We start from the raw sequence: 24,837 nt of genomic DNA, 5'->3' as shown, positions 1-24,837 counted from the left end.
TCTTCAATTGTTATGATAGCACATAAAACAGTCGTAATCAATCACAATCGTTTAAAAACAATCAAAATGTAAGGGTAATACATTCTTAAACGGTCAAAAACGGTCGGCAAATTACTCAGAAAAGAATCGAAATGGGTTAATGTTTGACAAGAATGGCTATTCTTTGGCTTAATTATTTTTAGGGGGGAATTATATGAAGAATGAAGTGATATTGCAAGGCTTCGAATGGGACTTGCCTGCAGACAGTCAACATTGGAATAGATTGAAAGAAATGAGTAGTGAGCTTAAAGATTATGGATTTACAGCGGTATGGTTGCCTCCTGCATATAAAGGTACAGCGGGCGTCGAAGATGTTGGCTATGGTGTCTACGACTACTACGATCTTGGAGAATTTGATCAAAAGGGATCAATACCAACCAAGTACGGAACCAAAGATGAATATCTTGAAGCAATCAAAGCGTTGCAAGATCAGGGGTTGGAGGTTTACGCAGATATTGTATTCAATCATTTGATAGGAGCCGATGAAAAAGAAACGGCACCAGCGGTCAAATACAGTTGGGACAATCGCAACAAGCCGATAAGTGATGAAGAAGAGATCGAAGCTTGGACGAAGTTCACTTTCCCTGGAAGAAAAGGGAAATACAATGACTATGTCTGGACGTGGAAAAATTTTTCTGGCGTTGATTATGATGACCGAACCAACGATCATGCCTTGTTTAACTTTGCCCAAAAAGGGTGGGAAGATCAAGTGGATGATGAGATGGGCAACTATGATTATCTAATGGGCTGTGATTTGGATATGGAGAATCCAGAAACTATCGAACAGCTGGATAAATGGGGCAAATGGTATCAAGAGTTAACGAATGTGGATGGCTATCGCCTAGATGCTGTCAAACATATTGAGTTTAATTATTATGTTAATTGGCTTTTGAATCGCCGGGAAGAAAAAGGCAAAGATTTATTTGTGGTGGGAGAATATTGGTCGGGTGATCTGCCGAAACTAGAAGAGTATCTCGATTCTTCCGGAAATCTGATCCATCTGTTCGATGTGCCACTGCATTACAATTTCTATGAAGCATCTCATTCGAATGGTGCGTACGATATGAGTCAAATCTTTGCAGGTACATTGACTGCTTCTCGAGAAGACTACGCTGTGACTTTTGTCGATAATCATGATACGCAAGTCGGTCAGAGTTTACAGTCATGGGTAGATGGCTGGTTTAAAGTGCATGCCTATGCGTTGATCTTGTTGCGAAAAGCTGGAGTACCAGTTGTTTTCTGGGGGGATCTATTCGGTATTCCTGAACAAGGTATTGAACCAGTTGGAGAAAATTTAGAAAATCTCCTGAAATTGCGTGAAAAAATCTCCTTTGGCAATCAAGTTGATTATTTCGATGACCCAAATTGTATCGGTTGGGTACTGACAGGAGATTATGAGCACGAACTGTCTGGCTTGGCCGTGGTCATGACGAATGCCCAAGGTGCTGAGAAAGAAATGACCATCAGCGCCATTCATGGTGGTGAAACTTACGTAGATATTTTGAAAAATAATGAAGCAAAAGTTGTCTTAGACGAAACAGGTAAAGGAATTTTCCCAGTCAATGACGGTCAAGTTTCCGTTTATGTGGATGAACGTTTGGTGGAAAAATACTATAGCTAATTTCAGAAGCTGATTTTAGAAAGAACCGTTTGGTAATATTATACGACAGCGATTGTATGGCAATGAAAGAAGGAGCAAAACTGCAGAACATGTGTCTGTAGCTTTGCTCCTTCGATTTTTTTCTGATCGATAAATAAAGACAGGAGGATGTTGACGGCAATTTGGCAGCCAATGTTTAAGTCAGAGGACCATCAGCTAAATAGCTGATTTTTTTCTTCACTTCCGAAACACTATTCGAATCCGTTAAGATCAAAAGGGCATCACCAACTTTCATGATCGTATCTCCGCGGGTCAAAATTTCGTTTTCGCCACGACGAATGGAAATCAGCAACATGTTTTCTGGCCAAGGAAAGTCTCGAACGGCCATCCCATCAAATGAACTTTCTGCGGTTACCGGATACTCGATCACTGTTTTCGTTCCTCGGATATTCACAGCGGGTTCTTTATGCATCTTTTCAAGGAGAGACTCATAAATAGGATGACCACCAAGACCATCGACCACGATATAAGCTACTAAACTAACTAGTCCTAACGGCATTAGGTGATTGATTGATCCAACCATCTCTGTTACTAAAATAATAGCAGTTAAAGGAGCCTTACCGATCGCTGTAAAATAACCAGCCATTGCTACGATCACGAAATTCTTGATATAAATAGGATCCAGACCGATCGACTGTGCCAAAAAGGTACCAAAGATCGCACCAATCAGCGCACCTAATGTTAAGATAGGAAGGAAAATCCCCCCAGGCAGTCCAGCTCCATATGAAATCATGGAAAAACAGTAACGCAAAATCAGCAACATGACCAAAAACAACAGGGGAGCCCCGGTTTCTCCTAAAGTCAAGATAATTTGATTCCCGCCGCCTAAATAGTCTGGTAAAAATAGACCGATTGGAATAATCAGCACAAAAGGAATCAATCCATACCAGTCAGAGGATATGGGTAGTTTTCCATACCATTTAGGCAAAGACAGCAATGTCCACTGGTAAAATCGTCCTAAGATCCCTAGTAAGATACCTAAGATGACTAAAGCACCGTAATATTTCAAAGGCAAGTCATTGATCTTTCCTTGGTAAAGGACAGGTTTCAATCCAAAAAAATTTAAAGAGACAAAGTTAGCAGTAATCACTGAAGCAAAAGATGTCAGCCATACAAGAGGTGAAAAGGAATGATGGATCTCTTCTAAAATGAACAGCAAACCGGCAATCGGTGCATTGAAAGCCGCCGACAATCCTGCACTGGCACCACTGGAAATCAATATTTTTTCTTCTGACTTTGGGGCTTCGAAGAACTGACTTAAACCTTGTCCGACAGCAGCACCTAGTTGAATCGAAGGACCTTCCCGCCCCAAAAAAAGACCCGATCCGACGGATAAAATGCCCCCGATAAACTTTTTCCAAAGGACAGAGAACCAATTATAATCGATCTCGCCACTTAACTTCCCTTCAACTTGAGGAATACCGCTGCCTTTGATTTGAGGTTCTGATTTTACTAAAAGGATCACAATAATTGCAGTGATGATAGAGAGAATTACCCACAGTATGATCTGATCTGGATGATCAGCAAGGTGTCGATAGACAGCAGCAACTTTTTCGCCTATCCATTCAATCGCAAGGCGAAACAAACTAACCACGATCCCCACAAATGCTCCTACCAAGATTCCTTTGCCTATAAAGGCCAGGCGGGTTGTATCTAAATAATGGATTTCATGTTTCTTCATCAAACTCCTCACTTTCCTTATTTAATTTAGCCCTTTTTTGAATAGATAACAAGGAATTTTTTTGAAGGACAAAAAAGAAAAATTTAGCAACTTTTCAAGGCGTTCGGTTTTCCCTACAATCGGATAATGCTATAATTGAATGGATTGAGAAAGAAAGGATGGTTAAAACCATGTCATCCAAAAACGAATTACTTGCGAATATGAATCCCCGGCAAAAAGAGGCCGTGATGCATACAGAAGGACCTCTGTTGTTAATGGCCGGAGCCGGTAGTGGCAAAACGCGGGTCTTAACCCATCGGATTGCTTATTTGATTGAAGAAAAAAATGTCAATCCTTGGAATATTCTAGCCATTACTTTTACGAATAAGGCGGCTAGAGAAATGAAAGAACGGGTGAATCAGCTTCTTGGATCTGGGGGAGAAGATGTTTGGGTCTCTACGTTTCACTCGATGTGTGTCCGGATTTTACGAAGAGATGTTGATCAGATCGGCTACTCTAGAAACTTTACGATCATTGATACCTCTGAACAAAACACTTTGATGAAACGAGTCTTAAAAGAGTTAAATATTGATCCAAAAAAATATGACCCGCGTTCCATTTTAGGAGCGATCTCCAATGCCAAAAATGAATTGTTGACTCCGGCAGATTATGAAAATCAACAAGGGAGCTTGTTTGAACAGATCGTAGGCCGCTGTTATGCGCTGTATCAAAAGGAATTACGAAATAATCAATGTATGGATTTTGATGATCTGATCATGAATACCATTCGCTTGTTTAAGGAAAATGAAGATGCACTGCAGTTTTATCAACGAAAATTTCACTATATCCATGTGGATGAATACCAAGATACGAATCATGCCCAATATACGCTTGTTAATTTATTAGCGGACCGCTTCAAAAATCTTTGTGTCGTGGGAGATGCGGATCAAAGTATCTATGGCTGGCGGGGTGCCAATATGCAAAATATTTTGGACTTCGAAAAAGATTATCCGGATGCAGCAGTGATTTTGTTGGAACAAAATTACCGCTCAACTCAGACGATTTTGAATGCTGCGAATCAAGTCATCAAAAACAACCGCAACCGTCCAGACAAAAATTTGTGGACTGAAAATAGAGCCGGTGAAAAAATCACTTACTATCGCGGGGATAGTGAACGAGATGAAGCTCGTTTTATTGTCAGTGAGATGCAAAAACAAATTGCAGATAAAGGACGTAAATTCGGCGACTTTGCTGTTTTGTATCGGACCAATGCTCAATCCCGGGTGATTGAAGAAATGCTATTAAAAGCAAACGTGCCTTATACAATGGTGGGCGGACGCAAATTCTATGATCGGAAAGAAATCCGTGATATCTTGGCTTATCTTTCGGCCATTGCTAACCCAAGCGATTCTCTAAGCCTAGAACGGATCATCAATGTGCCTAAACGTGGTATCGGGGCGACTTCTGTCGAAAAACTTCGTGAGTTTGCTTCGCTTCATGAATGGTCCTTGTTAGAAGCTGCGATGAATGTCGATTTAGCCAATATCTCAGGCAAGGCCGGCAAAGAACTTGGTAGCTTCGGCATGATGATGGACCAGTTTGCCCAAATGATTCCTTATCTGTCAGTGACAGAACTGACGAAAGAAATTTTGGATAAAACAGGTTACAAACAAGATTTGATCAATCAGAACAATCTGGAATCACAATCCCGGCTGGAGAACTTGGAAGAGTTCTTAACAGTGACCCAAGAATTTGACAAACGCTTTGAGGCACAAAATGAAGATGATGCCGATGCGCCAGAAGAAAAATTGACTGTCTTCCTCAATGACCTCGCTTTACTTTCCGATGTTGATTCCTATGAAGAAGAAAGCAGTCAAGTGACATTAATGACATTGCATGCGGCAAAAGGATTGGAATTTCCTGTGGTCTTTTTGATTGGGCTAGAAGAGAACATCTTCCCGTTATCTCGAGCATTGATGGAAGAAAGCGAACTGGAAGAAGAACGTCGTTTGGCTTATGTGGGGATTACTCGTGCAGAAGAAGAGCTATTCTTGACAAACGCATTTTCTCGTACATTGTATGGACGCACTCAATACAATCGTCCTTCTCGGTTTGTGGAAGAGATTGAACAAGATCTTCTGCAGTCACTGGGAGAAAGAACTCAGCCGAAAGGGGCAGCTGCTTCCTTTCAGCCTAAAGTTTTCAAACCAACGTATACCCAACCTCGTCAGTCCACTGTTTCGTCGAGACAAACCACGACTGCAGCCGGCAATCAATGGCAAGTGGGGGAAAAAGTCAACCATAAAAAATGGGGTGTCGGCACGATCGTTCGGACCACAGGGGCCGCCCAGGATCTAGAATTAGATGTCGCTTTTCCCCAACAAGGAGTAAAACGGCTGCTTGCAGCATTTGCTCCGATCGAAAAACTATAAGGAGGAATCGAAATGGCTGTGCCATCAACTGAAGTTCAACAACGAGCGGAAGAATTAAGAACCACTTTGAATCAATATGCCTATGAGTATTATGTGAAGGATCAGCCGTCTGTCGAAGATTACGTCTATGATCGACTTTATAAAGAACTTGTTCAATTAGAAACGGATTACCCGCAGCTGGTCACAGAAGATTCTCCTACTCAGCGAGTGGGTGGAATCGTTCTGCCTGGATTTGAAAAGGTCATCCATGATATTCCTCTGTACAGTTTGAATGATGTGTTTGATAAAGAAGAAATCATCGCTTTTGATGCGCGAGTCCAAAAAGCGCTAGGTCGTGCCGTTGATTATGTCTGTGAATTGAAGATCGATGGGCTATCAATCTCTTTGAAATATGAGAATGGACGGTTTGTGCGTGGTGCAACACGGGGTGACGGAACAGTCGGCGAGAATATTACGGAAAACTTGAAGACAGTCAAGTCAATTCCATTAAAATTGAAAGAACCTGTTTCATTAGAAGTCCGAGGCGAATGTTACATGCCTAAAGCTTCTTTCATCCGTTTGAATCAAGTACGGGAAGAAGAGGGCTTAGAGGTATTTGCCAATCCTCGAAATGCCGCAGCAGGAAGCTTGCGGCAACTGGATACACGGATTGCTGCCAGCCGTAATTTGAGCACATTCTTATATACTCTGGCAGATTTCGGTCCTATCGAGGCACACGATCAATTCTCAGCGCTTGATGAATTAGACAGTTTGGGTTTCCGGACAAATCATGAACGGCGTTTGTGCCGAACGATCGATGAAGTTTGGGCGTATATCGAAGAATTTCACGAAAAACGCAGTGAGCTGCCTTATGAAATCGATGGCGTTGTCATCAAAGTCAATGACTTCTCCGATCAAGATACACTAGGATTTACGGTTAAAGCTCCTCGGTGGGCGGCAGCTTATAAATTTCCACCCGAAGAAGCAGAAACGACCATTGAAGAGATTGAATGGACAGTTGGACGCACAGGTGTTGTGACACCAACAGCGGTCATGACGCCGGTTCGAGTAGCTGGTACAACAGTAAGTCGTGCCAGCCTGCATAATGTCGATTATATTCGCGCCAAAGATATTCGCTTGAATGACTCTGTGATTATCTATAAAGCAGGAGACATCATTCCAGAAGTTGCCAACGTATTGACGGATAAGCGGTCAAAAGCCAGTGAGCCCTATCCGATTCCTACCCATTGTCCCATTTGCGACAGTGAATTGGTCCATTTAGATGAAGAGGTGGCACTGCGCTGCATCAATCCGAAGTGTCCTGCACAAATGAAAGAAGGATTGAGTCATTTTGTTTCCCGAAATGCTATGAACATTGAAGGGTTAGGCCCACGAGTTCTTGAACAAATGTATGAAAAGCACTTAGTTGCTGATGTTGCAGACCTATATTATTTGACGGAAGAACAATTGTTGACATTAGACAAAATCAAAGAAAAATCGGCAAACAATATTTTGTCAGCAATCGAAGCCAGTAAAGAAAATTCTGTTGAGCGTTTGATATTTGGCTTAGGGATTCGCCATGTCGGATCTAAAGCAGCAAGAATTCTTGCGGAACATTATCGCAATCTGCGTAATCTAAGCAAAGCGGATGAGTCGGAGATCGTTTCTTTAGAAACGATTGGGCAAACCATCGCGGATAGTGTTGTCACTTATTTCAACAACGAAGAAGTCCATGATCTTTTAGATGAGTTGGAGAAAGCAGGGGTCAATTTTGATTACCTTGGTTTAAAAAATGAGGAGCTCTCGGCTATTGACTCACCCTTTAAAGGTAAGACAGTTGTCTTAACAGGAAAGTTGACTCATTTCACTCGGGAAGAAGCAAAGGAAAGAATTGAGAACCTTGGCGGAAAAGTGACGGGAAGTGTCTCAAAGAAAACAGATATCGTCGTAGCGGGAGAAGAGGCTGGTAGTAAATTGACGAAAGCGCAAAGCTTGGGCATTACAGTTTGGGAAGAGAATCAAATGGTGGCAGCGATTGAAGGGAGCCATAACCATGAAGATTAAACACTTCTTGATCGTCGCGATGTCGTTAAGCTTTTTGTCAGGTTGCGGCAATCTCAACAAAGGAATCACGAATATCAACGAAGGTGAAGAGACGGCCAGCGGTAATATTACCACTGGCCGTGTCGATAATTCTGTCTATCAGGCAGTCATGACAGACGGCAAGTACCAACCGAGTGCTGCTAGAGGATTGAATGCAGAGCAAATGAACAGCGGGTTCAATCAAACCAATTTTGAGAATGGCTTGCTGAGGCTGTCCAAGCAGACTTTTTCTGTCGATACGTGCTACTTTCAAGAAGGTCAAAAAATTCCTGCTGATACGATCAAGAATTGGCTGAAACGTGTCTCTGATGATAACCCGCAAGGTCTTAACCCTGCCGGTTCAGATCAGCCGCTTATTTTTCAACAATTGATGGAGCAAGATTTTATTAAAGAAGACGGCAAAACATTGGTAGGTATTAGTTTAGGCTTTGCCTTTAATACCGTCTACTATGGCAGCGACGAGACCATTTCTATCTCTCGTGATGAGTGGATGGCAAACGCGCGGAAGACAGTCAATGCTGTTTTGACACAAGTAAGAAAAATCAAAGGGTTGGAGACTGTACCTATCGTGATCGGTTTATTCGAACAAGCTGCTAAAGATGATATCGCCGGAGGCAATTATGTTTATCAAGCAGTCAGCCAAGATGGAGGAACAACTATCGATCAGTATGAGAAAGTAGCAGAGGCCCACATTATTTTACCTGTAGCTGCGGGGGTCGCCAATGCTGCCACCGATGATGGTTTGGATAATAAGTTCAAAACATTTCGTGATGCTGTCATTAGTTTCTTTCCTGACTTGAGTGGTGTGACCGGCAATGCGTATTACGTAGATGATCAACTCCAAAAACTTGTTTTGAAAGTCGAGTCGAATTATTACAGTAAAACCGAGATCACCAGTTTTGTTCAGTATAGCGCAAAGCAAGTCGAATCTGTCTTCAAAGGAGTTCCTGGCGAGATCGAAGTCCAAGTTGGCTCTCTAGGGAAACAGCAAGCTTTTATTGCCCGTAAAGATGGGGCAGAAAAAATCGAGACCTACATTTTCAATTAAGTATGATAATTTTCAAAATGTATTTCATGATTTGCTGGAAAAGTGATACAATACATTGGAAAAACGTAAACGTATTTTTATGGATGCGAGAAAGAGGAGGATTTTATGGCGATAAGCGAAGAACAAGTCAAACACGTTGCCAAGCTAGCAAAATTATCATTCTCAGATGATGAATTACATGAGTTTACCTCTCAGCTAGGAAAAATTATTGATATGGTAGAAACCTTAGAGGAAGTAGACACAGAAGGTGTGCCATTTACATCAAACGTTGCTGAAACAATCAATGTGATGCGTGAAGATATCGCAGCAGAAGGCTGGAACCGACAAGAATTGATGCGTAATGTGCCGGAATCAGAAGATGGTTTCATTAAAGTACCAGCAATTATTGATAATGGGGAGGCCGGTGCGTAATGACAGAATTAGTAAGTAAAAGTTTGGAAGAGCTCCATGGCATGCTTGTTTCCAAAGAAATTTCAGCTGTCGATTTGACAGCAGAGACATTCGAGCAAATCAAAGCGACTGAACCAAAAGTGGATTCTTTTATTACATTGAACGAGTCAAACGCGATGGCATTAGCCAAAGCAATTGATGAGAAGGGTATTTCTGAAAGCAATGTTTTGGCAGGGATTCCGATTGGGATCAAAGACAATATCGTGACCAAAGACCTACTGACTACAGCTGCATCTAAGATCTTGGCTAACTTTGAACCAATATATGATGCAACTGTGATGGAAAAAGTCTACCAAGCAGACATGATACCAGTCGGTAAATTGAACATGGATGAATTTGCCATGGGAGCAAGTACGGAAACTTCCTACTTCAAAAAAACAAAGAATGCGTGGGATCATACCAAAGTTCCTGGCGGTTCTTCTGGTGGTTCTGCAGCTGCAGTAGCTGCTGGGCAAGTACCAGTCTCATTAGGGAGTGACACAGGTGGTTCGATCCGGCAGCCTGCTTCTTTCAATGGAATCGTAGGAATGAAACCAACATATGGTCGTGTTTCACGTTTTGGTCTGATTGCGTTTGCTTCTTCATTGGATCAAATCGGACCAATGACTCGTTCAGTAAAAGATAATGCACTGGCATTGTCTGCCATTAGTGGATTTGACGCCAAAGACAGCACTTCTGCTGGAGTAGCAGTACCAGATTTTGCTGCAGGGTTAACTGGCGATATCAAAGGTATGAAAGTTGCGCTGCCAAAAGAATATATGGGTGAGGGGATTCAACCTGGTGTCCGTGAAGCTGTGTTGAAAGCGGCAGAAACATTCCGAGCATTAGGAGCAACAGTCGAAGAAGTCAGCTTGCCTCATTCTAAATATGGCGTTTCCGTTTATTATATTATTGCCTCTTCTGAAGCAAGCTCTAACTTGCAACGTTTTGACGGAATCCGTTATGGCTACCGTTCAGAAAACGTAAAAAATCTAGACGATGTGTATGTCAATTCTCGTAGTGAAGGATTCGGAGAAGAAGTAAAACGCCGGATCATGTTAGGGACATTCTCATTAAGTGCTGGATATTATGATGCTTACTTCAAAAAGGCTGGACAAGTCCGTACATTGATCAAACAAGATTTTGACAAAGTATTTGCTGATTACGATTTGATTATTGGTCCTGCATCTCCAACCGTTGCTTTTGGTCTAGGTGAAAATATCAATGATCCAATCACAATGTACATGAATGATATCTTAACGATTCCAGTCAATTTGGCTGGATTGCCAGGTATGTCTGTACCAGCAGGATTTTCTGAAGGATTACCAGTCGGTTTGCAAATCATTGGTAAACATTTTGATGAAGCAACGATGTATCAAGCGGCTTATGCGTTTGAACAAGCAACTGATTTTCATACGAAAAAACCAGTGATTTTAGGAGGGAATAACGCATGAACTTCGAAACAGTCATTGGGCTTGAAGTCCACGTAGAATTAAAAACAAACTCAAAAATCTTTTCACCGGCGCCAGCACATTTTGGTGCCGAGCCAAATAGCAATACGAATGTGATTGACTGGGGTTATCCAGGGGTATTACCGGTGATGAATAAAGCCGCGTTAGAATTTGGGATGAAAGCAGCACTAGCGTTAAACTGTGAAATTTCCAAAGATACTCATTTCGACCGCAAAAACTATTTCTATCCGGATAATCCGAAAGCCTATCAAATTTCTCAATTTGACCAACCAATCGGTCATGATGGTTGGATCGAGATCGAAGTAGCAGGCAAAAAGAAAAAAATCCGTATTGAGCGGGTTCATCTTGAAGAAGATGCAGGGAAAAATATGCATGGCATCGGCGGCTATTCCTATGTGGATTTAAATCGTCAGGGCACGCCGTTGATCGAGATCGTTTCTGAAGCAGATATGCGCTCGCCAGAAGAAGCCTATGCTTATTTGGAAGCTTTGCGCTCTATCATCCAATTTACAGAAGTATCTGATGTGAAGATGGAAGAAGGATCCATGCGTTGTGATGCCAATATCTCTTTACGTCCTTATGGTCAAGAAGCTTTTGGTACCAAAACCGAATTGAAAAACCTAAACTCTATGTCCTTTGTCAAAAAAGGCTTGGCTTTCGAAGAAAAACGCCAAGCAAAAGTATTGCTTTCTGGCGGTGAGATCCAACAAGAAACACGTCGTTTTGATGAAACCACTAATAAGACAATCTTGATGCGGGTCAAAGAAGGATCATCTGATTACCGTTATTTCCCAGAACCAGATATTCCTAAATTTGTTATTGATGACGAATGGATCGAACGAGTACGGCAAACATTGCCAGAACTTCCACAAAAACGCCGCCAACGGTACATCAACGAACTTGGATTGCCAGAATACGACGCAATGGTCTTGACACTGACCAAAGAAATGTCCGACTTCTTTGAAGCAACCATCGATGCTGGGGCGGAACCAAAACAAGCATCAAACTGGTTGATGGGTGAAGTTTCGGCCTACTTGAACAGTGAAAAATTGGAATTAGAAGAAACCAAATTAACGCCGGATAATCTTGCAGGAATGATCCAACTGATTGCTGATGGAACGATCAGTTCTAAGATTGCGAAAAAAGTCTTTAAAGAATTGATCACCAATGGCGGCGATGCCAAAGAAGTTGTCAAAGCGAAAGGATTGATCCAACTATCCGATCCAGCACAACTTCTGCCAATGATCAATGAAGTCTTGGATAAGAATCAACAATCTGTTGATGACTTCAAGAACGGAAAAGACCGGGCAGTTGGGTTCTTAGTTGGTCAAATCATGAAAGCAACTAAAGGACAAGCGAACCCTGGCGTTGTGAACAAATTACTTCAAGAAGAATTAGCAAAACGATAAGAGGCGGAATATGAAAAGAGCCAGAGTCATTTATAATCCAACATCAGGAAAAGAACTGATTCGTAAACATCTTGCCGATATATTAGAAGTCTTAGAGAAAGCCGGTTATGAAGCCAGTGCTTTTGCGACGACTGCTCTCCCATTCTCTGCTCGCGATGAAGCGAGTAGGGCAGGGAGAGCCGGATTTGATCTGGTTGTTGCAGCCGGAGGCGACGGAACCATTAATGAGGTAGTTAATGGTATCGCTCCGCTAAAAAAGCGCCCCAAAATGGCGATCATCCCAGGCGGAACAACCAATGATTATGCTCGTGCATTGAAGATTCCTAGAAACGATGTGAAGGCTGCTGCAGAAGTCATTCTCAAGGAACAAACGATCAAAATGGATATTGGAAAAACTGATCGGGATTATTTTATCAATATCGCTGCAGGTGGACACCTGACTGAGTTGACCTATGATGTTCCTTCAGAGTTGAAGAGTGTGTTCGGTTATTTGGCATATCTTGCAAAAGGCGCAGAATTGTTGCCGCGAGTCAAACCAATCAAGATGCACTTTAAATATGACGATGGAGAATATATTGGCGGCGCTTCGATGTTCTTCCTAGGATTGACGAATTCAGTGGGAGGTTTTGAACAAATCGCCCCGGATGCGAAACTTGACGATGGGAAATTTTCGCTGATCATAGTGAAAACGGCAAATATTTTTGAGATCGTTCATCTGATTGCATTGATGATGAACGGTGGCAAACATATCAATGACCGACGCTTGATCTATACAAAAACGTCTCGTTTAGAAGTCGATGCGCCAGATGCAAAAGATTGTTTGATGATCAATTTAGATGGTGAATACGGCGGCGATGCCCCGATGATCTTTACCAACTTGCATAATCATATTGAATTTTTTGCTAACCTAGATCAAATTCCAGATGACGCAGTTGTTGGAGAATCTTACGAAGAACTTAGTCAGGGATTCATCAAAGAAGTCGAACGGTTATCAGATGAGGACATCAACGGTGATGGCTTTATCGGTGAAAAGCAGAAACAGTAGTAATCAAAAGAACATGAAGCGGTGCGCTTCCTGTTCTTTTTTTGAAAGGAAGAAAGAACATGTGGACAATTCCACTTCTTTTTTTTCAATAAAGGCTGCTGGATCAATCTTTTGTCTTTTTCCTTATTAAGTGAATCGCTTTGAATGTTTCACAATTGGTTCGTGTTTCACGATTTACAAAGCAAAGCGGAACCAATGAAACAGAAAAAAACGAATGAAAATACTTCTTTTTTTTATATCAGTCGATAATTCGCTTTTTTTGTTAGCAAAAAAAAATTTATGTTCGTTATTTACGGTTGAATTTATGGCATCCTACTGTGCCAAATCGGTATAGAATATGCTATAATAATGAAACTAAGAAATGGGGGGACCAGAATGGCGCAGATTGATTCAGAAATGGCATTGAATCTGCTTTTAGAGGATGCCGAACGAATCAAACGATTGATTCGCAATCAAGAAAATAGTTTGTGTATTGCTCAGTGTAAAGCATTCGAGGAAGTCGTTGACACACAAATGTATGGCTTATCACGACAAGTCGCTTTCGCAACACGCTTGGGTATTGTAGACAATGCTGCTGGCCAACAATTGATGGCAGATCTGGAAAAAGACCTAAATCAATTGTATAGCGAAGTATATGAAGAACAAAAATCTACTGAAATCGGCAAGGAGGCATAATCTTGCCAGAAAAAGTTAAAAAAAGACACCTTTTAGACTATAGCATTTTAATACCTTACCTTATTTTATGCGTAACTGGTTTGATGATGGTTTACAGTTCGACCTCATATGTCGCTATGACAGCAAAGCCACCGACTACTTCAGCAGCTTATGTGATCAATCAAGCCGTTTTTTGGGTGGTAAGTTTGATTATGATCACGATCATGTACAAGATGAAAACTGATGTCTTTCGCAATAAGAAGTTTGTCCAAATTGCCATGATCGTTATTTTCTTTCTTTTGATCGCCGCCTTTTTCTTCCAAAAAAGGAATGGTGCATGGGGCTGGCTCTCGATTGCAGGATTCTCTGTTCAGCCAGCGGAGTACTTAAAGTTTATTATCATTTGGTTCTTGTCGGTCACATTCTCTTATCGCCAAGAGGGCATCCAGCAAGACTTCTGGGGTTCTGTGAGAAGACCAATGGCGATCGTATTGGCTTATACGGTGATTTTGGCCTTCTATCCCGATTTCGGGAACGCTGTTATTATTTTCATGCTGGCTTTTGTGGTTTTGCTGGCTAGCGGATTAAACTATGTGTATACCCTGATATTAGGTGGGGCCACAGTTCTCTTTAGTTTTTTGGCGATTACTTTTGTCAATTTGACAGGTGGGAAATTTCTGCCTGAATATATCTACAATCGATTTGCCGCTTTCACCAATCCTTTTGCCGATGAATTTGATACAGGACATCAAATGGTCAATGGATATTATGCCATGTTCAATGGCGGATTATTTGGTCGCGGATTAGGAAATAGTATTCAAAAACGAGGCTTCTTGAATGAAGCCCATACCGATTATATTTTTTCAATCGTGATGGAAGAACTTGGCTTGATTCCCTCAATCGTTTTGTTAGGGATTCTCTTTTATATGGTAGGAAGAATGTTTTTGATTGGCATTCGATCAAGAGATTCCTTTAATTCCATGATGTGTATTGGGATCGGGACATTATTTATGTCACAGATCTTTATCAATTTAGGTGGGATCACCGGCTTGATTCCGTTAACGGGGATCACTTTTCCTTTTTTGAGTCAAGGAGGATCAAGTTTGTTAATGTTGTCGATTTGTATCGGCTTTATTTTGAACATTAGTGCAGAAGAAAAGAGGAAACAATATAGTTTGAATTATTGATCAATGGAATGGAGTGGTATGATGAAAAAAGTATTAGTCGCTAATCGTGGAGAAATCGCGATTCGAGTTTTCCGTGCGTGTGCAGAGTTGGGCATCAAAACAGTGGGTATCTACGCTGCAGAAGATGAATATTCAGTCCATCGTTTTAAAGCGGATGAAGCGTATCTTGTCGGAAAAGGCAAGCGCCCCATTGAAGCCTATCTGGACATAGAAGATATTATTCGCACCGCGAAAAAGGCCGGTGCCGAAGCGATTCATCCCGGTTACGGATTTTTATCCGAGAATTTAGCGTTTGCGCAACGCTGTGAAGAAGAAGGCTTGATTTTTATTGGACCTTCGACACACCATCTGGATATCTTTGGCGATAAAATCAAAGCCAAAACAGCTGCAATCGAGGCTGGTATCCAATCCATTCCAGGTTCCGACGGACCCGTCAACACTATTGATGACGTTTTGCTGTTTGCTGAAACCCATGGTTATCCAATCATGATCAAAGCAGCCTTAGGCGGTGGTGGCCGCGGCATGCGGGTCGCTCACGATGAGAAAGAAGCCCGTGAAGGTTACGAACGAGCGAAAAGCGAAGCGAAAGCGGCATTTGGTAGTGATGAAGTCTATGTAGAGAAATACATCAGTAATCCAAAACATATCGAAGTGCAAATATTAGGGGACAGTCATGGCAATGTTGTCCATCTATTTGAAAGAGATTGTTCTGTCCAACGTCGACACCAAAAAGTGGTGGAAGTCGCTCCATGTGTATCAATGAATGCTGCCCAACGAGAAAAAATTTGTCAAGCTGCGGTACAGTTGATGAAACATGTCGGGTATATCAATGCGGGAACCGTAGAGTTTTTGGTAGAAGGAGACAACTTTTACTTTATCGAAGTGAATCCTCGGGTTCAAGTAGAGCATACCATTACTGAAATGATCACTAACTTGGACATTGTAACGACACAAATTTTGATTGCTCAAGGGAAAGACTTGCACAAAGAAATCGGAATCCCGCAACAAAAGGATATCCACTTTGAAGGGGTTGCGATCCAGTGTCGTGTAACGACAGAAGATCCTGCCAATAACTTTATGCCTGATACTGGAAAAATCGATACTTATCGTTCACCTGGTGGTTTTGGCGTTCGGCTAGATGTTGGTAATGCCTATGCTGGCGCCGTTGTAACTCCCTATTTTGATTCATTGCTGGTAAAAGTTTGTACCCATGCAGCGACATTTGATCAAGCGATTCAAAAAATGATGCGCTGCTTGAAAGAATTTCGGGTTCGTGGAGTCAAAACCAATATTCTCTTTATGCGCAATGTTGTTTCTCATCCGCAATTTCGTTCTGGCGAAGCGAAAACGACATTTATTGATAATACTCCTGAATTGTTTGAGTTTCCTCGCATTCGCGACCGCGGAAATAAAACAATGAAATATATCGGTGAGATTACGATCAATGGCTTTCCGGGAATCGAGAAACAAAAAAAACCATTTTATAATGATCCAAGAATTCCGCAACAGATTGAGACATTGCCTGATTTCGTATCGGCTAAAACCATTTTAGATACTCAAGGTGCTGATGGCGTCATTCGTTGGATCAATCAGCAAAAAAATGTTTTACTAACGGATACGACTTTCCGTGATGCGCATCAAAGCTTGCTGGCTACACGAGTTCGTACCCAGGACTTCAAGAAGATCGCTGCGTTGACAGAAGAGGGGATTCCTCAACTATTCTCCAGTGAAATGTGGGGCGGAGCAACGTTTGATGTTGCTTACCGTTTCTTGACAGAAGATCCATGGGAACGGCTGCGTATGTTTCGTAAGAAAATGCCGAACACATTGTTACAAATGCTGTTTCGAGGATCAAATGCGGTGGGATATTCAAATTATCCAGATAATGTGTTAGAAGAATTTATCAAAGAATCTGCTGCGCAAGGAATCGATGTCTTCCGAATTTTTGATAGCTTGAACTGGGTTCCGCAAATGGAAAAAAGCATCCAAGCAGTAAGGGACGCAGGCAAAATTGCAGAAGCAGCGATCTGTTATACCGGAGATATCAATGATCCGACTCGTCAAAAATACTCGATCGATTATTATAAGGATATGGCCAAGGAGTTGCAAAATCTTGGTGCACATATCATTGCGATCAAGGATATGGCAGGATTGCTGAAACCACAAGCGGCGTATCGCTTGATCAGTGAACTGAAAGCGAGTATTGATGTACCAATTCATCTGCACACCCACGACACGAGTGGCAATGGCATCATCACTTACTCTGCCGCAACCAAAGCGGGTGTCGATATTGTCGATGTTGCTATGTCTGCAGTCAGTGGAGCAACTAGCCAGCCAAGTATGAGTAGCCTTTACTATGCGTTAGTCAACGGCGAACGTTGTCCAGAAATTAATGTCGATAATATCCAGCAGTTGAATCATTACTGGGAAGATGTGCGTATGTATTACCATCCTTTCGAGAATGGGTTGAATGCTCCTCAGACAGAAGTGTATAAACACGAGATGCCTGGTGGTCAATATTCGAACCTGCAACAACAAGCAAAAGCAGTGGGACTTGGGGAAAAATGGGACGAAATCAAAGAAGTTTATCATGAAGTCAATATGATGTTCGGTGATATCGTCAAAGTCACGCCATCATCAAAAGTGGTTGGCGATATGGCTCTTTTCATGGTACAAAACGGGTTATCTGAACAAGACATTTATGATAAAGGTGAAACCTTAAGTTTTCCAGAATCAGTCGTTACTTTCTTCCAAGGTGAACTAGGTCAACCAGTCGGCGGTTTTCCAAAAGAATTACAACGGATCATTCTGAAAGGTCGGCCAGCATTCACAGAACGTCCTGGTGCGTTTGCTGAACCAGTAGATTTTGAAAAAGTCAAAGCCGAATTAGCAGAAAAGATCGGCTACCAGCCTAAAACAGAAGAAGTATTGAGCTATTTGATGTATCCGCAAGTCTTTTTAGACTACCGAAAAGCATATGAACAGTTTGCCGACGTCAAGGTCCTAGATACACCAACATTCTTTAATGGGATGCGATTAGGTGAAACGATCAATGTTGAACTTGAAAAAGGGAAAATCTTGATCATCCGCTTGGATGAAATCGGCGAACCAGATATTGAAGGCAACCGCACGTTGTTCTTTAACTTGAATGGACAACGTCGGGAGATCTTAGTCAAAGATCATTCGATCATCAGCTCCGTTCAAACAAAACGCAAAGCTGAGCCAACAAATAAAGAACAAATTGGTGCAACGATGTCAGGTTCTGTTCTACAAGTATTAGTCAAAAAAGGGGATCGGGTAGCGAAAGGACAAACCGTTCTAGTAACTGAAGCGATGAAGATGGAAACAGCGATCGAAGCTCGTTTCTCAGGTGTGGTAGAACACGTCTATGTTGCAGAAGGAGAAGCCATCACATCAGGTGATTTGCTGATCGAAATCAAAGAGAAGTAGGAAGTAGGTCTTGAAGATGAAACATAGAGGAATTTTATTTTGCTGCTTGTTTATTTTGGCGCTGGTCGTCGTCTATCTGCAGCCAGTATTTTTTCAGCGGGTTTCTCCTTCAAGACCTCTTTTTGATAATCCTGTAAAAGCGCCTACCAATTTGAATTATGAACCAATCAAAGCAGATGGCTTAGCAAAAGCGATCGGTGAACCTCTTTCTGATTTTGAAGAAGATTTTGGCTCGCCGATACGCACGTATCGCACAGGATATGACTTTGAAGTTCGCGTATACAATCACCTAGATGATCAACAATATCTCGAAATCAACACCGACGGCGAAAGTGTTCAGGCAATCAAAGTGATTGGCCAAGGCGGCGCATCCTTAGCCCCATTTTCGATTGGGATGACAATGACAGATCTTACAGAGCTTACGATGATCTATCCGAATTTTACATTGAGTCAAAATGATCGTTCAGTGAGTTTTGAACTTATGGAACAAGATATGAACTATCGTCCCTTAGTGGCGTTTGACAATGGCACTTTCGCGGTTTTGTTTTTTGATCAAAAGACATCGGAATTAGCAGCAGTCACTTATCTGGATCAAACGACATTATTGAAGCTGTCTCCTTATCAATTAACAGAAGGGGAGCTGCCGCTGTTTCAAGAGTCTCAAACAGTGAACCAAGAAACAGCTGCTCTTGAAAAAGAAACGTTAGCTTTTGTGATCATCCAAAAAATGCGTGATCAAAAAGAGCTGGAAAGTTTTGGGATGGCTTTAGATACTCATAGTGAAGCCAAAGATCTCCTTCAAGAAATCACGGAGAATCTTTCGGATCACTTAACATCTCAACGGATTCATGCCTATCAAAAAGCATTGACAGCAGAACGAACCAGCACCTTCACTCTGACCCAAGAAGAATGGCAGGATATTTTAAAGGAAAAGGAAATTTCAACCGTTTCTTCCATCTTTGAAGCACCTGTCTACGATCCGACATTTACGATTTTATCATGGTATAGTGATCCTTCGGTTTACAATGTTTTATCGAATCAAACCCCTGAGAAGATAGGAATTGCTTTTTCTAAAGCAAATATGGTAGTCTTAATCCAAGAAGATGAGAATGAACACACAGAGGATAGCACATCAGATGATTTATAATGACCATTTATATGCAATTGAAGACCAAATTGAACAATTAATTTCCAGTATCAAGAATAGTCAGTTGTTTCGCTCTTATTGTTACAACAAGAAGGCGATGTACCAAGACCAAGAAGTATTGGGATTAATTGATTCATTTGTACATAAAAAGACCGATTTTGAAAAAATCGCTGCTTATGGCACGTTTGCTCCCGGGTATAAAGAACAGCAGCGGGCATTACGCAAAGCCAAAAGGGCACTTGATTTGAATCCTCAAGTCGGAGAATTTCGACACAGTGAAAACCAGCTGCAAGTCTTGCTTGATGAGATCACAGTGTCGATTGCTGATTGTTTCTCAGAGGAAGTCAAAGTGGACGCTGGAAGTCCTTTTTTTCAATCAAAATCAACATGTGGAGGAAGTTGTCATGCAAGAGGAGACGAAAGAAACGTTTGAGATCCAAAAACGACGGGGACTGATCGTATGGGTCTATAGTTTACGCCAATTAAAAAATTTACGCAGATTCGGATTTGTCCATTATGTGTCACGCAAAATGAAATATGTGGTCATGTACTTGAATGAAGAAGACTATGAAATGAAAAAAAATAAAATCGAACAATTTCATTTCGTACGGCAAGTGGAACCTTCATATCGACCAGATGTTGAGATGAATTTTGCGGAAAAAATCGGCACTGACGCAGCATATCAAGTGAGTGATGATGGATTTGATGTGGAAGAAAAAAATACGACGATTCGACTGGCAGAAAATGTATAACAAAAGTTTGGGTGCCAATCGCACCCATTTTTGTTGCTCAAAAAGATGACGGTCACTGGAATACTTTTTTAAGAAATTATGGAACCTTTGGAGGAACGCATATGCGTGTTGTTGCAGGAGATTATCGAGGAAGAAAATTGAAGAGCTTAAGCGGGGATAATACCCGACCAACCACCGATAAAGTGAAAGAATCGATTTTTAATATGATTGGTCCTTATTTAGATGGCGGCTTGGTATTGGATTTATTTGCGGGCAGTGGCGGATTAGCTATTGAAGCTGTTTCTCGCGGCGCCGCACATGCCATCTGTGTCGATCGCAGTTATCCAGCGATTAAGATTATTCGAGAAAATATTGGCATCACAAAGGAGCCCGAAAAGTTTACTGTTTTAAAAATGGATGCCAAACAAGCCCTAAAAGAATTTGTGGGCACTCAACAGCAGTTCGACTATATTTTTTTGGATCCTCCTTATGCGAAGCAAGAGCTGGTTTTGCAGCTGGAACAAATGGTACAAGCGGATCTTATGGCAACTCATGCGGTCATTGTTTGCGAAACAGCAAAAGAAGTGGATTTGCCAGAGAGGATTGGCACATTGGTCCAAAGTAGACGGCAGGTTTATGGGATTACGGCAGTCACGATTTATAGAAATGAGGGATAAGATGAAGAGAATAGCATTATTTCCGGGCAGTTTCGACCCATTGACTGCTGGTCACGTAGATCTGATCGAACGGGGAGCTTCCCTTTTTGATGAATTGATCATTGGTGTCTTTGTGAATACTAGTAAAGTCAACTTCTTTACCGGTGGCGAAAAAGTGGAATTGATCACTGAGGCACTAGCGCATGTCCCGAATGTTCGCGTTGTTGCGCAAGAGACGGAATTGACCGTTACGGCTGCCAAAAAAATGGGTGCCCAATTTTTACTGCGAGGAATTCGGAGTGTCAAGGATTATGAGTACGAACGAGATATCATGGAAATGAATCACCACTTAGATCCGACGCTCGAAACAGTCTTTTTATTGGCAAATGCCAAATACAGTTATATTAGTTCAAGTTTGCTAAAAGAAATCTTGCATTTCGGTGGCGATGTGGAAGCCTATTTACCACCAAATATTTACCAAGCAATCGTAAAGAAGCGTGATGCTCATGAATCTTAAATCAACCGTTAAATATACCTTATTACTTGTTGCAGCATTAGTAGTTGCCGCCTGTGCCTTTTTACCAATCCCTTATTATATTGAACAGCCTGGGGCAACGATCAATTTGAAAGAACTAATTACAGTCAATGACCAAAAAGATCAAAACGATGGCTCGTTTTCATTGACCAGTGTCGGTATTCGGCAGGCAACCGTTTTTACGGCAATTGGCAGTAAATTTAATCAATTTCAAGACTTGGTTTCTGAAGAAGAACTTTTTGGCGGTGCAACGGATGAAGAGTACAATCGGATCCAACGTTACTACATGGAATCCTCTCAAAATAGTGCCATTGAGCAAGCACTGAAGCTAGCAGATATTCCCTACACAATGAACTATAAAGGTGTTTATGTTATGGGTGTAGAGTCCAACTCTAGCTTCAAAGGAAAAATTTCTGTTGGTGATACAGTAGTAGCTGTCAATGGAAAACGGTTTGACAACAGTCAAGATTTTATTGATTATGTTCAAAGTCAAAAAGTCGGTGATAAGATCCAAGTGACGTATCTCCAAGATGATGTAGAAAAAGAAGCAACCGGATCGCTGATTGAATTGCCATCGAATAAAAAAGCCGGCATCGGCATTTCGTTAGTTGACCATACGGAAATAAGTTCAGATCAAGATATTGTTATTGATGCAGGAAATATCGGTGGGCCATCAGCAGGCTTGATGTTCACATTAGAAATCTACGAACAATTGACGCAGCAAAACCTGCGTAAAGGGCATAATATTGCCGGTACTGGAACGATTTCCAGTGACGGAACCGTTGGCCGCATTGGTGGTATCGATAAAAAAGTAGCAAGCGCAAGTGAAAGTGGTGTAGAAATCTTTTTTGCACCAGAGGATGAAATCACGAAGGAAGAAAAAGAAGTTGATCCTTCGATCAAAACAAATTATCAAGAAGCTTTAGCAGCTGCGAAGAAACTAGGGACTGACATGAAGATCGTACCAGTCTCAAATGTGCAAGACGCACTAGATTATCTCAAAACGCTTAAATAAAAAATTTTACTTAACGAAATAGAAGCAAGAATCCATCAGGAAGCAAGAATCATCAGATAGAAAAACAATTTATCAAGTCAAGATTGTATCCTAACGATCCAATTGTAACGACGGAACAAGTTTTCTAGCATGGAAGAGATCTTGCTTCTTTTTGTCTGGATTTTTTTAATGAAGGTAGGCTGGATGTCATCGGTATGCTATACTTTTAATCAAGGAGTGTGAAGACTGTGGAAATCAAACGACAACAACCAATCGTCGAAGCTTATCATTTCGATATGAAGCCTAAAGACAAAGAAATGGAAACCAAATTGAATGTTGGCTTTGCCCCGTTGAAGGTACAAGATGAAGAGTATATGAAACAAAATAGTATTATTGGCGCCCGCTTGGAATTTCAACTCGTTTTTCCTGAATATGTGCTGTCCGGTCGGGTAGGGCAGGTCAATCACATCTTGAACCGGCAAGTCCGTTCAGGTGAAGACTTAAGCAAAGCGGAGACAGACCGCTTAGTGGAGCCGCTGTTTGATATTATCAAACGCTTAACCTATGAAGTAACAGAAATCATTACCGACAAACCAGGTCTGCAATTGAATTTCAATACTTCAAATGAAGCCTCAGAAACATCAGAATCATCAACAACAGAGGAGTGAGAGATATGTTTGCGAATCAAATGCAGATCATATTATATGTAGAGGACGTGCCCAAATCCGTTGCGTTTTGGCAATCATTGGGATTTGAAATCATTGATGAGCAAACGGCAGATGGGACTTCTATCGTTGAAATAGCACCAAGCAGCGAATCAGATGCTCGTTTTATGCTTTATGATAAAGGCTTTATTGAAGCCCATTCTCCTGAAGTAGCATTGAACTCACCATCGATCATGTTTTTTTCGGAAGATATCACAACGCTTTACAAGAAATTACTAGATACAAATGTAGAAGTTGGCGACCTGATCCAGATGGAAGAACGAATGGTCTTTAATTTTGCAGATCCAGATGGTAATTACTTTGCTGTTTCTGGAAAATAAAAAAAGAGAATTCCCAGTACTTAACTGGAGAATTCTCTTTTTTTGATTCAATCAATTAACAATCAAAATTCAAACTATTTCTTACCATGTGCAGCGATAGCCCCTGTATCAAAAGCTTCTCGCATGTCTTTTTTAAAATGGATCCATTGTTGATGCAGCCAATTCATCTTCTCGCTCCTTTAGTTGGTTTTATTATAAGGAAAGGGCTAACAGTTGTAAAGTTTCGCTGGCTTTTTTATAATAATTTAAAGAAGGGGATGAACCCAAATGAAAAAAATCATTTACGTCATTAGTGATATCCACGGGATGTATGATCTTTTTAAAAAACTTTTATTGGATTACGATCCATCACTGCATCAGCTTGTTCTGATTGGGGACTTGAATGATCGAGGGCCACGAAGTAAAGAGTGTCTCTTGTTGGGTAAACAATTGGTGGAAGAGACAGGAGCGATTTATTTGCGCGGGAACCATGAAGAATATTTTCTGCAATTTTTGAACGCACCAGAAGACTGGTATTCCGCTTATGTCCGCAATGGAGGCAAGGAGACGATGGAAAGTCTTTTACATCCGGGAGCAACAGAAGAGTACTCGCCAACTGAGATTGCATTAATGATCCGGAGTCGCTACCGTGACTTAGTGGCGTTTTTGATGGCAAGGCCGCTTTCTTATGAATGGCAAAAATATCTTTTTGTTCATGCTGGTGTTGATTTGACCAAGAAGCATTGGCAGGATACTTCTGACCACGATTTTATCTGGATCCGAGAGCCATTTCATACTGGAGAAAATCATACGGGAAAAACAATCGTCTTTGGACATACCATCACACCCATGCTTCATGGTGACATGGAAACAACGGATTTATGGTTTCATGATAATAAGATTGGCATTGATGGAGGGGCTGTTTTTGGTGGTTCCGTTCACGGCGTGATTTTTGATGAAGACGGCATTGTACAAGATATTGAATATCAAAATTTAACCGGCCCTTGGCATCCAGACTTTTAAAAAACTTTTCTAATCATAGAGGAATCTATGCGTCATTATGACTATTGGGTCTAAAGGTCCTTGGAAAAAGATAGGGTATACAAACTATTTCCAAACAGATTAGTTAAGATGGATCCGCATAGTAAAAAGGAAACATCCATGCTTGGTAATAACTAAGGCT

Annotated in this window: 21 protein-coding genes; 20 read left to right on the top strand and 1 reads right to left on the bottom strand. The window is 41.4% G+C overall.

What is annotated here, in order from left to right; translation table 11 throughout:
* The first annotated feature begins 193 nt into the window (after positions 1 to 193).
* The gene (locus tag DVW06_RS03685; RefSeq protein WP_041120203.1) at positions 194 to 1,660 is read left to right on the top strand and encodes an alpha-amylase; all 1,467 of its coding nucleotides are present in this window, start codon (positions 194 to 196) and stop codon (positions 1,658 to 1,660) included.
* A gap of 175 nt (positions 1,661 to 1,835) precedes the next feature.
* On the opposite strand, the gene DVW06_RS03680 is transcribed toward DVW06_RS03685, so the two are convergent.
* Entirely contained in the window at positions 1,836 to 3,383 is a 1,548-nt protein-coding gene (locus DVW06_RS03680; RefSeq protein WP_034704340.1) for a ClC family H(+)/Cl(-) exchange transporter, read from the bottom strand.
* 167 nt (positions 3,384 to 3,550) lie between these two features.
* On the opposite strand from DVW06_RS03680, the gene pcrA reads away from it, so the two are divergent.
* From pcrA to DVW06_RS03585, 19 genes are all read left to right on the top strand, one after another.
* Positions 3,551 to 5,791, top strand: coding sequence for a DNA helicase PcrA (pcrA, locus tag DVW06_RS03675; protein WP_021149781.1), 2,241 nt, complete (start codon positions 3,551 to 3,553; stop codon positions 5,789 to 5,791).
* A 12-nt stretch (positions 5,792 to 5,803) separates the two neighbouring features.
* Positions 5,804 to 7,834, top strand: coding sequence for an NAD-dependent DNA ligase LigA (ligA, locus tag DVW06_RS03670; RefSeq protein ID WP_003126446.1), 2,031 nt, complete (start codon positions 5,804 to 5,806; stop codon positions 7,832 to 7,834).
* Complete coding sequence (locus tag DVW06_RS03665; protein WP_096711046.1) at positions 7,824 to 8,921, top strand: CamS family sex pheromone protein; 1,098 nt, start codon at positions 7,824 to 7,826, stop codon at positions 8,919 to 8,921. The genes ligA and DVW06_RS03665 overlap by 11 nt, the downstream gene beginning before the upstream one ends.
* Before the next feature lie 105 nt (positions 8,922 to 9,026).
* A complete protein-coding gene (gene gatC, locus DVW06_RS03660) occupies positions 9,027 to 9,332 on the top strand; it encodes an Asp-tRNA(Asn)/Glu-tRNA(Gln) amidotransferase subunit GatC (RefSeq protein ID WP_003126448.1) in 306 nt (101 codons plus the stop codon).
* The gene (gatA, locus tag DVW06_RS03655) at positions 9,332 to 10,804 is read left to right on the top strand and encodes an Asp-tRNA(Asn)/Glu-tRNA(Gln) amidotransferase subunit GatA (RefSeq protein WP_003126450.1); all 1,473 of its coding nucleotides are present in this window, start codon (positions 9,332 to 9,334) and stop codon (positions 10,802 to 10,804) included. Before gatC ends, gatA begins: the two co-directional genes overlap by 1 nt.
* Positions 10,801 to 12,231, top strand: coding sequence for an Asp-tRNA(Asn)/Glu-tRNA(Gln) amidotransferase subunit GatB (gene gatB / locus DVW06_RS03650; protein WP_003126451.1), 1,431 nt, complete (start codon positions 10,801 to 10,803; stop codon positions 12,229 to 12,231). Before gatA ends, gatB begins: the two co-directional genes overlap by 4 nt.
* Positions 12,232 to 12,241: 10 nt before the next feature.
* Positions 12,242 to 13,276 carry a diacylglycerol kinase gene (locus DVW06_RS03645; protein ID WP_096711045.1) on the top strand — a complete coding sequence of 345 codons (1,035 nt, stop codon included), beginning with the start codon at positions 12,242 to 12,244 and terminating at the stop codon, positions 13,274 to 13,276.
* A gap of 375 nt (positions 13,277 to 13,651) precedes the next feature.
* Positions 13,652 to 13,951, top strand: a complete 300-nt coding sequence (locus DVW06_RS03640) for a YlaN family protein (RefSeq protein WP_003126453.1) — start codon at positions 13,652 to 13,654, stop codon at positions 13,949 to 13,951.
* Between the two features lie 2 nt (positions 13,952 to 13,953).
* Complete coding sequence (locus tag DVW06_RS03635; protein WP_003126454.1) at positions 13,954 to 15,117, top strand: FtsW/RodA/SpoVE family cell cycle protein; 1,164 nt, start codon at positions 13,954 to 13,956, stop codon at positions 15,115 to 15,117.
* 21 nt (positions 15,118 to 15,138) lie between these two features.
* Positions 15,139 to 18,567: a pyruvate carboxylase gene (locus DVW06_RS03630; RefSeq protein ID WP_041120199.1), complete on the top strand. Its 3,429-nt coding sequence runs from the start codon at positions 15,139 to 15,141 to the stop codon at positions 18,565 to 18,567.
* Between the two features lie 16 nt (positions 18,568 to 18,583).
* Entirely contained in the window at positions 18,584 to 19,714 is a 1,131-nt protein-coding gene (locus tag DVW06_RS03625; protein ID WP_081132028.1) for a CAP-associated domain-containing protein, read from the top strand.
* Positions 19,704 to 20,147, top strand: coding sequence for a YlbF family regulator (locus DVW06_RS03620; protein ID WP_003126467.1), 444 nt, complete (start codon positions 19,704 to 19,706; stop codon positions 20,145 to 20,147). Before DVW06_RS03625 ends, DVW06_RS03620 begins: the two co-directional genes overlap by 11 nt.
* Positions 20,119 to 20,466: a YlbG family protein gene (locus DVW06_RS03615; RefSeq protein ID WP_003126468.1), complete on the top strand. Its 348-nt coding sequence runs from the start codon at positions 20,119 to 20,121 to the stop codon at positions 20,464 to 20,466. Before DVW06_RS03620 ends, DVW06_RS03615 begins: the two co-directional genes overlap by 29 nt.
* Positions 20,467 to 20,567: 101 nt before the next feature.
* On the top strand, positions 20,568 to 21,122 hold the full coding sequence (gene rsmD / locus DVW06_RS03610) for a 16S rRNA (guanine(966)-N(2))-methyltransferase RsmD (RefSeq protein ID WP_003126470.1): 555 nt from the start codon (positions 20,568 to 20,570) through the stop codon (positions 21,120 to 21,122).
* A gap of 1 nt (position 21,123) precedes the next feature.
* Complete coding sequence (gene coaD / locus DVW06_RS03605) at positions 21,124 to 21,618, top strand: pantetheine-phosphate adenylyltransferase (RefSeq protein WP_003126473.1); 495 nt, start codon at positions 21,124 to 21,126, stop codon at positions 21,616 to 21,618.
* Entirely contained in the window at positions 21,608 to 22,651 is a 1,044-nt protein-coding gene (locus DVW06_RS03600; RefSeq protein WP_021149767.1) for a SepM family pheromone-processing serine protease, read from the top strand. The genes coaD and DVW06_RS03600 overlap by 11 nt, the downstream gene beginning before the upstream one ends.
* 227 nt (positions 22,652 to 22,878) lie before the next feature.
* The gene (locus DVW06_RS03595) at positions 22,879 to 23,298 is read left to right on the top strand and encodes a DUF1149 family protein (RefSeq protein ID WP_005471385.1); all 420 of its coding nucleotides are present in this window, start codon (positions 22,879 to 22,881) and stop codon (positions 23,296 to 23,298) included.
* A gap of 5 nt (positions 23,299 to 23,303) precedes the next feature.
* Complete coding sequence (locus tag DVW06_RS03590) at positions 23,304 to 23,675, top strand: VOC family protein (RefSeq protein WP_137264419.1); 372 nt, start codon at positions 23,304 to 23,306, stop codon at positions 23,673 to 23,675.
* 267 nt (positions 23,676 to 23,942) lie between these two features.
* Positions 23,943 to 24,677 (top strand): metallophosphoesterase family protein, encoded by a 735-nt coding sequence (locus DVW06_RS03585; protein ID WP_137264418.1) that lies wholly within the window; start codon positions 23,943 to 23,945, stop codon positions 24,675 to 24,677.
* Positions 24,678 to 24,837: the final 160 nt, after the last annotated feature.

Origin of the sequence: Enterococcus sp. ARL09-542, from assembly GCF_005234805.1 — a bacterium.
GTDB lineage: Bacteria > Bacillota > Bacilli > Lactobacillales > Enterococcaceae > Enterococcus_D > Enterococcus_D gallinarum.
Note: the sequence above shows the minus strand (reverse complement) of the source record. Positions and strands in the feature narration are given on the sequence as shown.

Coding starts and splice junctions, on each gene's coding strand:
- DVW06_RS03685 (WP_041120203.1), top strand. CDS start 194: ATGAAGAATGAAGTGATATTGCAAGGCTTCGAATGGGACTTGCCTGCA.
- pcrA (WP_021149781.1), top strand. CDS start 3,551: ATGTCATCCAAAAACGAATTACTTGCGAATATGAATCCCCGGCAAAAA.
- ligA (WP_003126446.1), top strand. CDS start 5,804: ATGGCTGTGCCATCAACTGAAGTTCAACAACGAGCGGAAGAATTAAGA.
- DVW06_RS03665 (WP_096711046.1), top strand. CDS start 7,824: ATGAAGATTAAACACTTCTTGATCGTCGCGATGTCGTTAAGCTTTTTG.
- gatC (WP_003126448.1), top strand. CDS start 9,027: ATGGCGATAAGCGAAGAACAAGTCAAACACGTTGCCAAGCTAGCAAAA.
- gatA (WP_003126450.1), top strand. CDS start 9,332: ATGACAGAATTAGTAAGTAAAAGTTTGGAAGAGCTCCATGGCATGCTT.
- gatB (WP_003126451.1), top strand. CDS start 10,801: ATGAACTTCGAAACAGTCATTGGGCTTGAAGTCCACGTAGAATTAAAA.
- DVW06_RS03645 (WP_096711045.1), top strand. CDS start 12,242: ATGAAAAGAGCCAGAGTCATTTATAATCCAACATCAGGAAAAGAACTG.
- DVW06_RS03640 (WP_003126453.1), top strand. CDS start 13,652: ATGGCGCAGATTGATTCAGAAATGGCATTGAATCTGCTTTTAGAGGAT.
- DVW06_RS03630 (WP_041120199.1), top strand. CDS start 15,139: ATGAAAAAAGTATTAGTCGCTAATCGTGGAGAAATCGCGATTCGAGTT.
- DVW06_RS03625 (WP_081132028.1), top strand. CDS start 18,584: ATGAAACATAGAGGAATTTTATTTTGCTGCTTGTTTATTTTGGCGCTG.
- DVW06_RS03620 (WP_003126467.1), top strand. CDS start 19,704: ATGATTTATAATGACCATTTATATGCAATTGAAGACCAAATTGAACAA.
- DVW06_RS03615 (WP_003126468.1), top strand. CDS start 20,119: ATGCAAGAGGAGACGAAAGAAACGTTTGAGATCCAAAAACGACGGGGA.
- rsmD (WP_003126470.1), top strand. CDS start 20,568: ATGCGTGTTGTTGCAGGAGATTATCGAGGAAGAAAATTGAAGAGCTTA.
- coaD (WP_003126473.1), top strand. CDS start 21,124: ATGAAGAGAATAGCATTATTTCCGGGCAGTTTCGACCCATTGACTGCT.
- DVW06_RS03600 (WP_021149767.1), top strand. CDS start 21,608: ATGAATCTTAAATCAACCGTTAAATATACCTTATTACTTGTTGCAGCA.
- DVW06_RS03590 (WP_137264419.1), top strand. CDS start 23,304: ATGTTTGCGAATCAAATGCAGATCATATTATATGTAGAGGACGTGCCC.
- DVW06_RS03585 (WP_137264418.1), top strand. CDS start 23,943: ATGAAAAAAATCATTTACGTCATTAGTGATATCCACGGGATGTATGAT.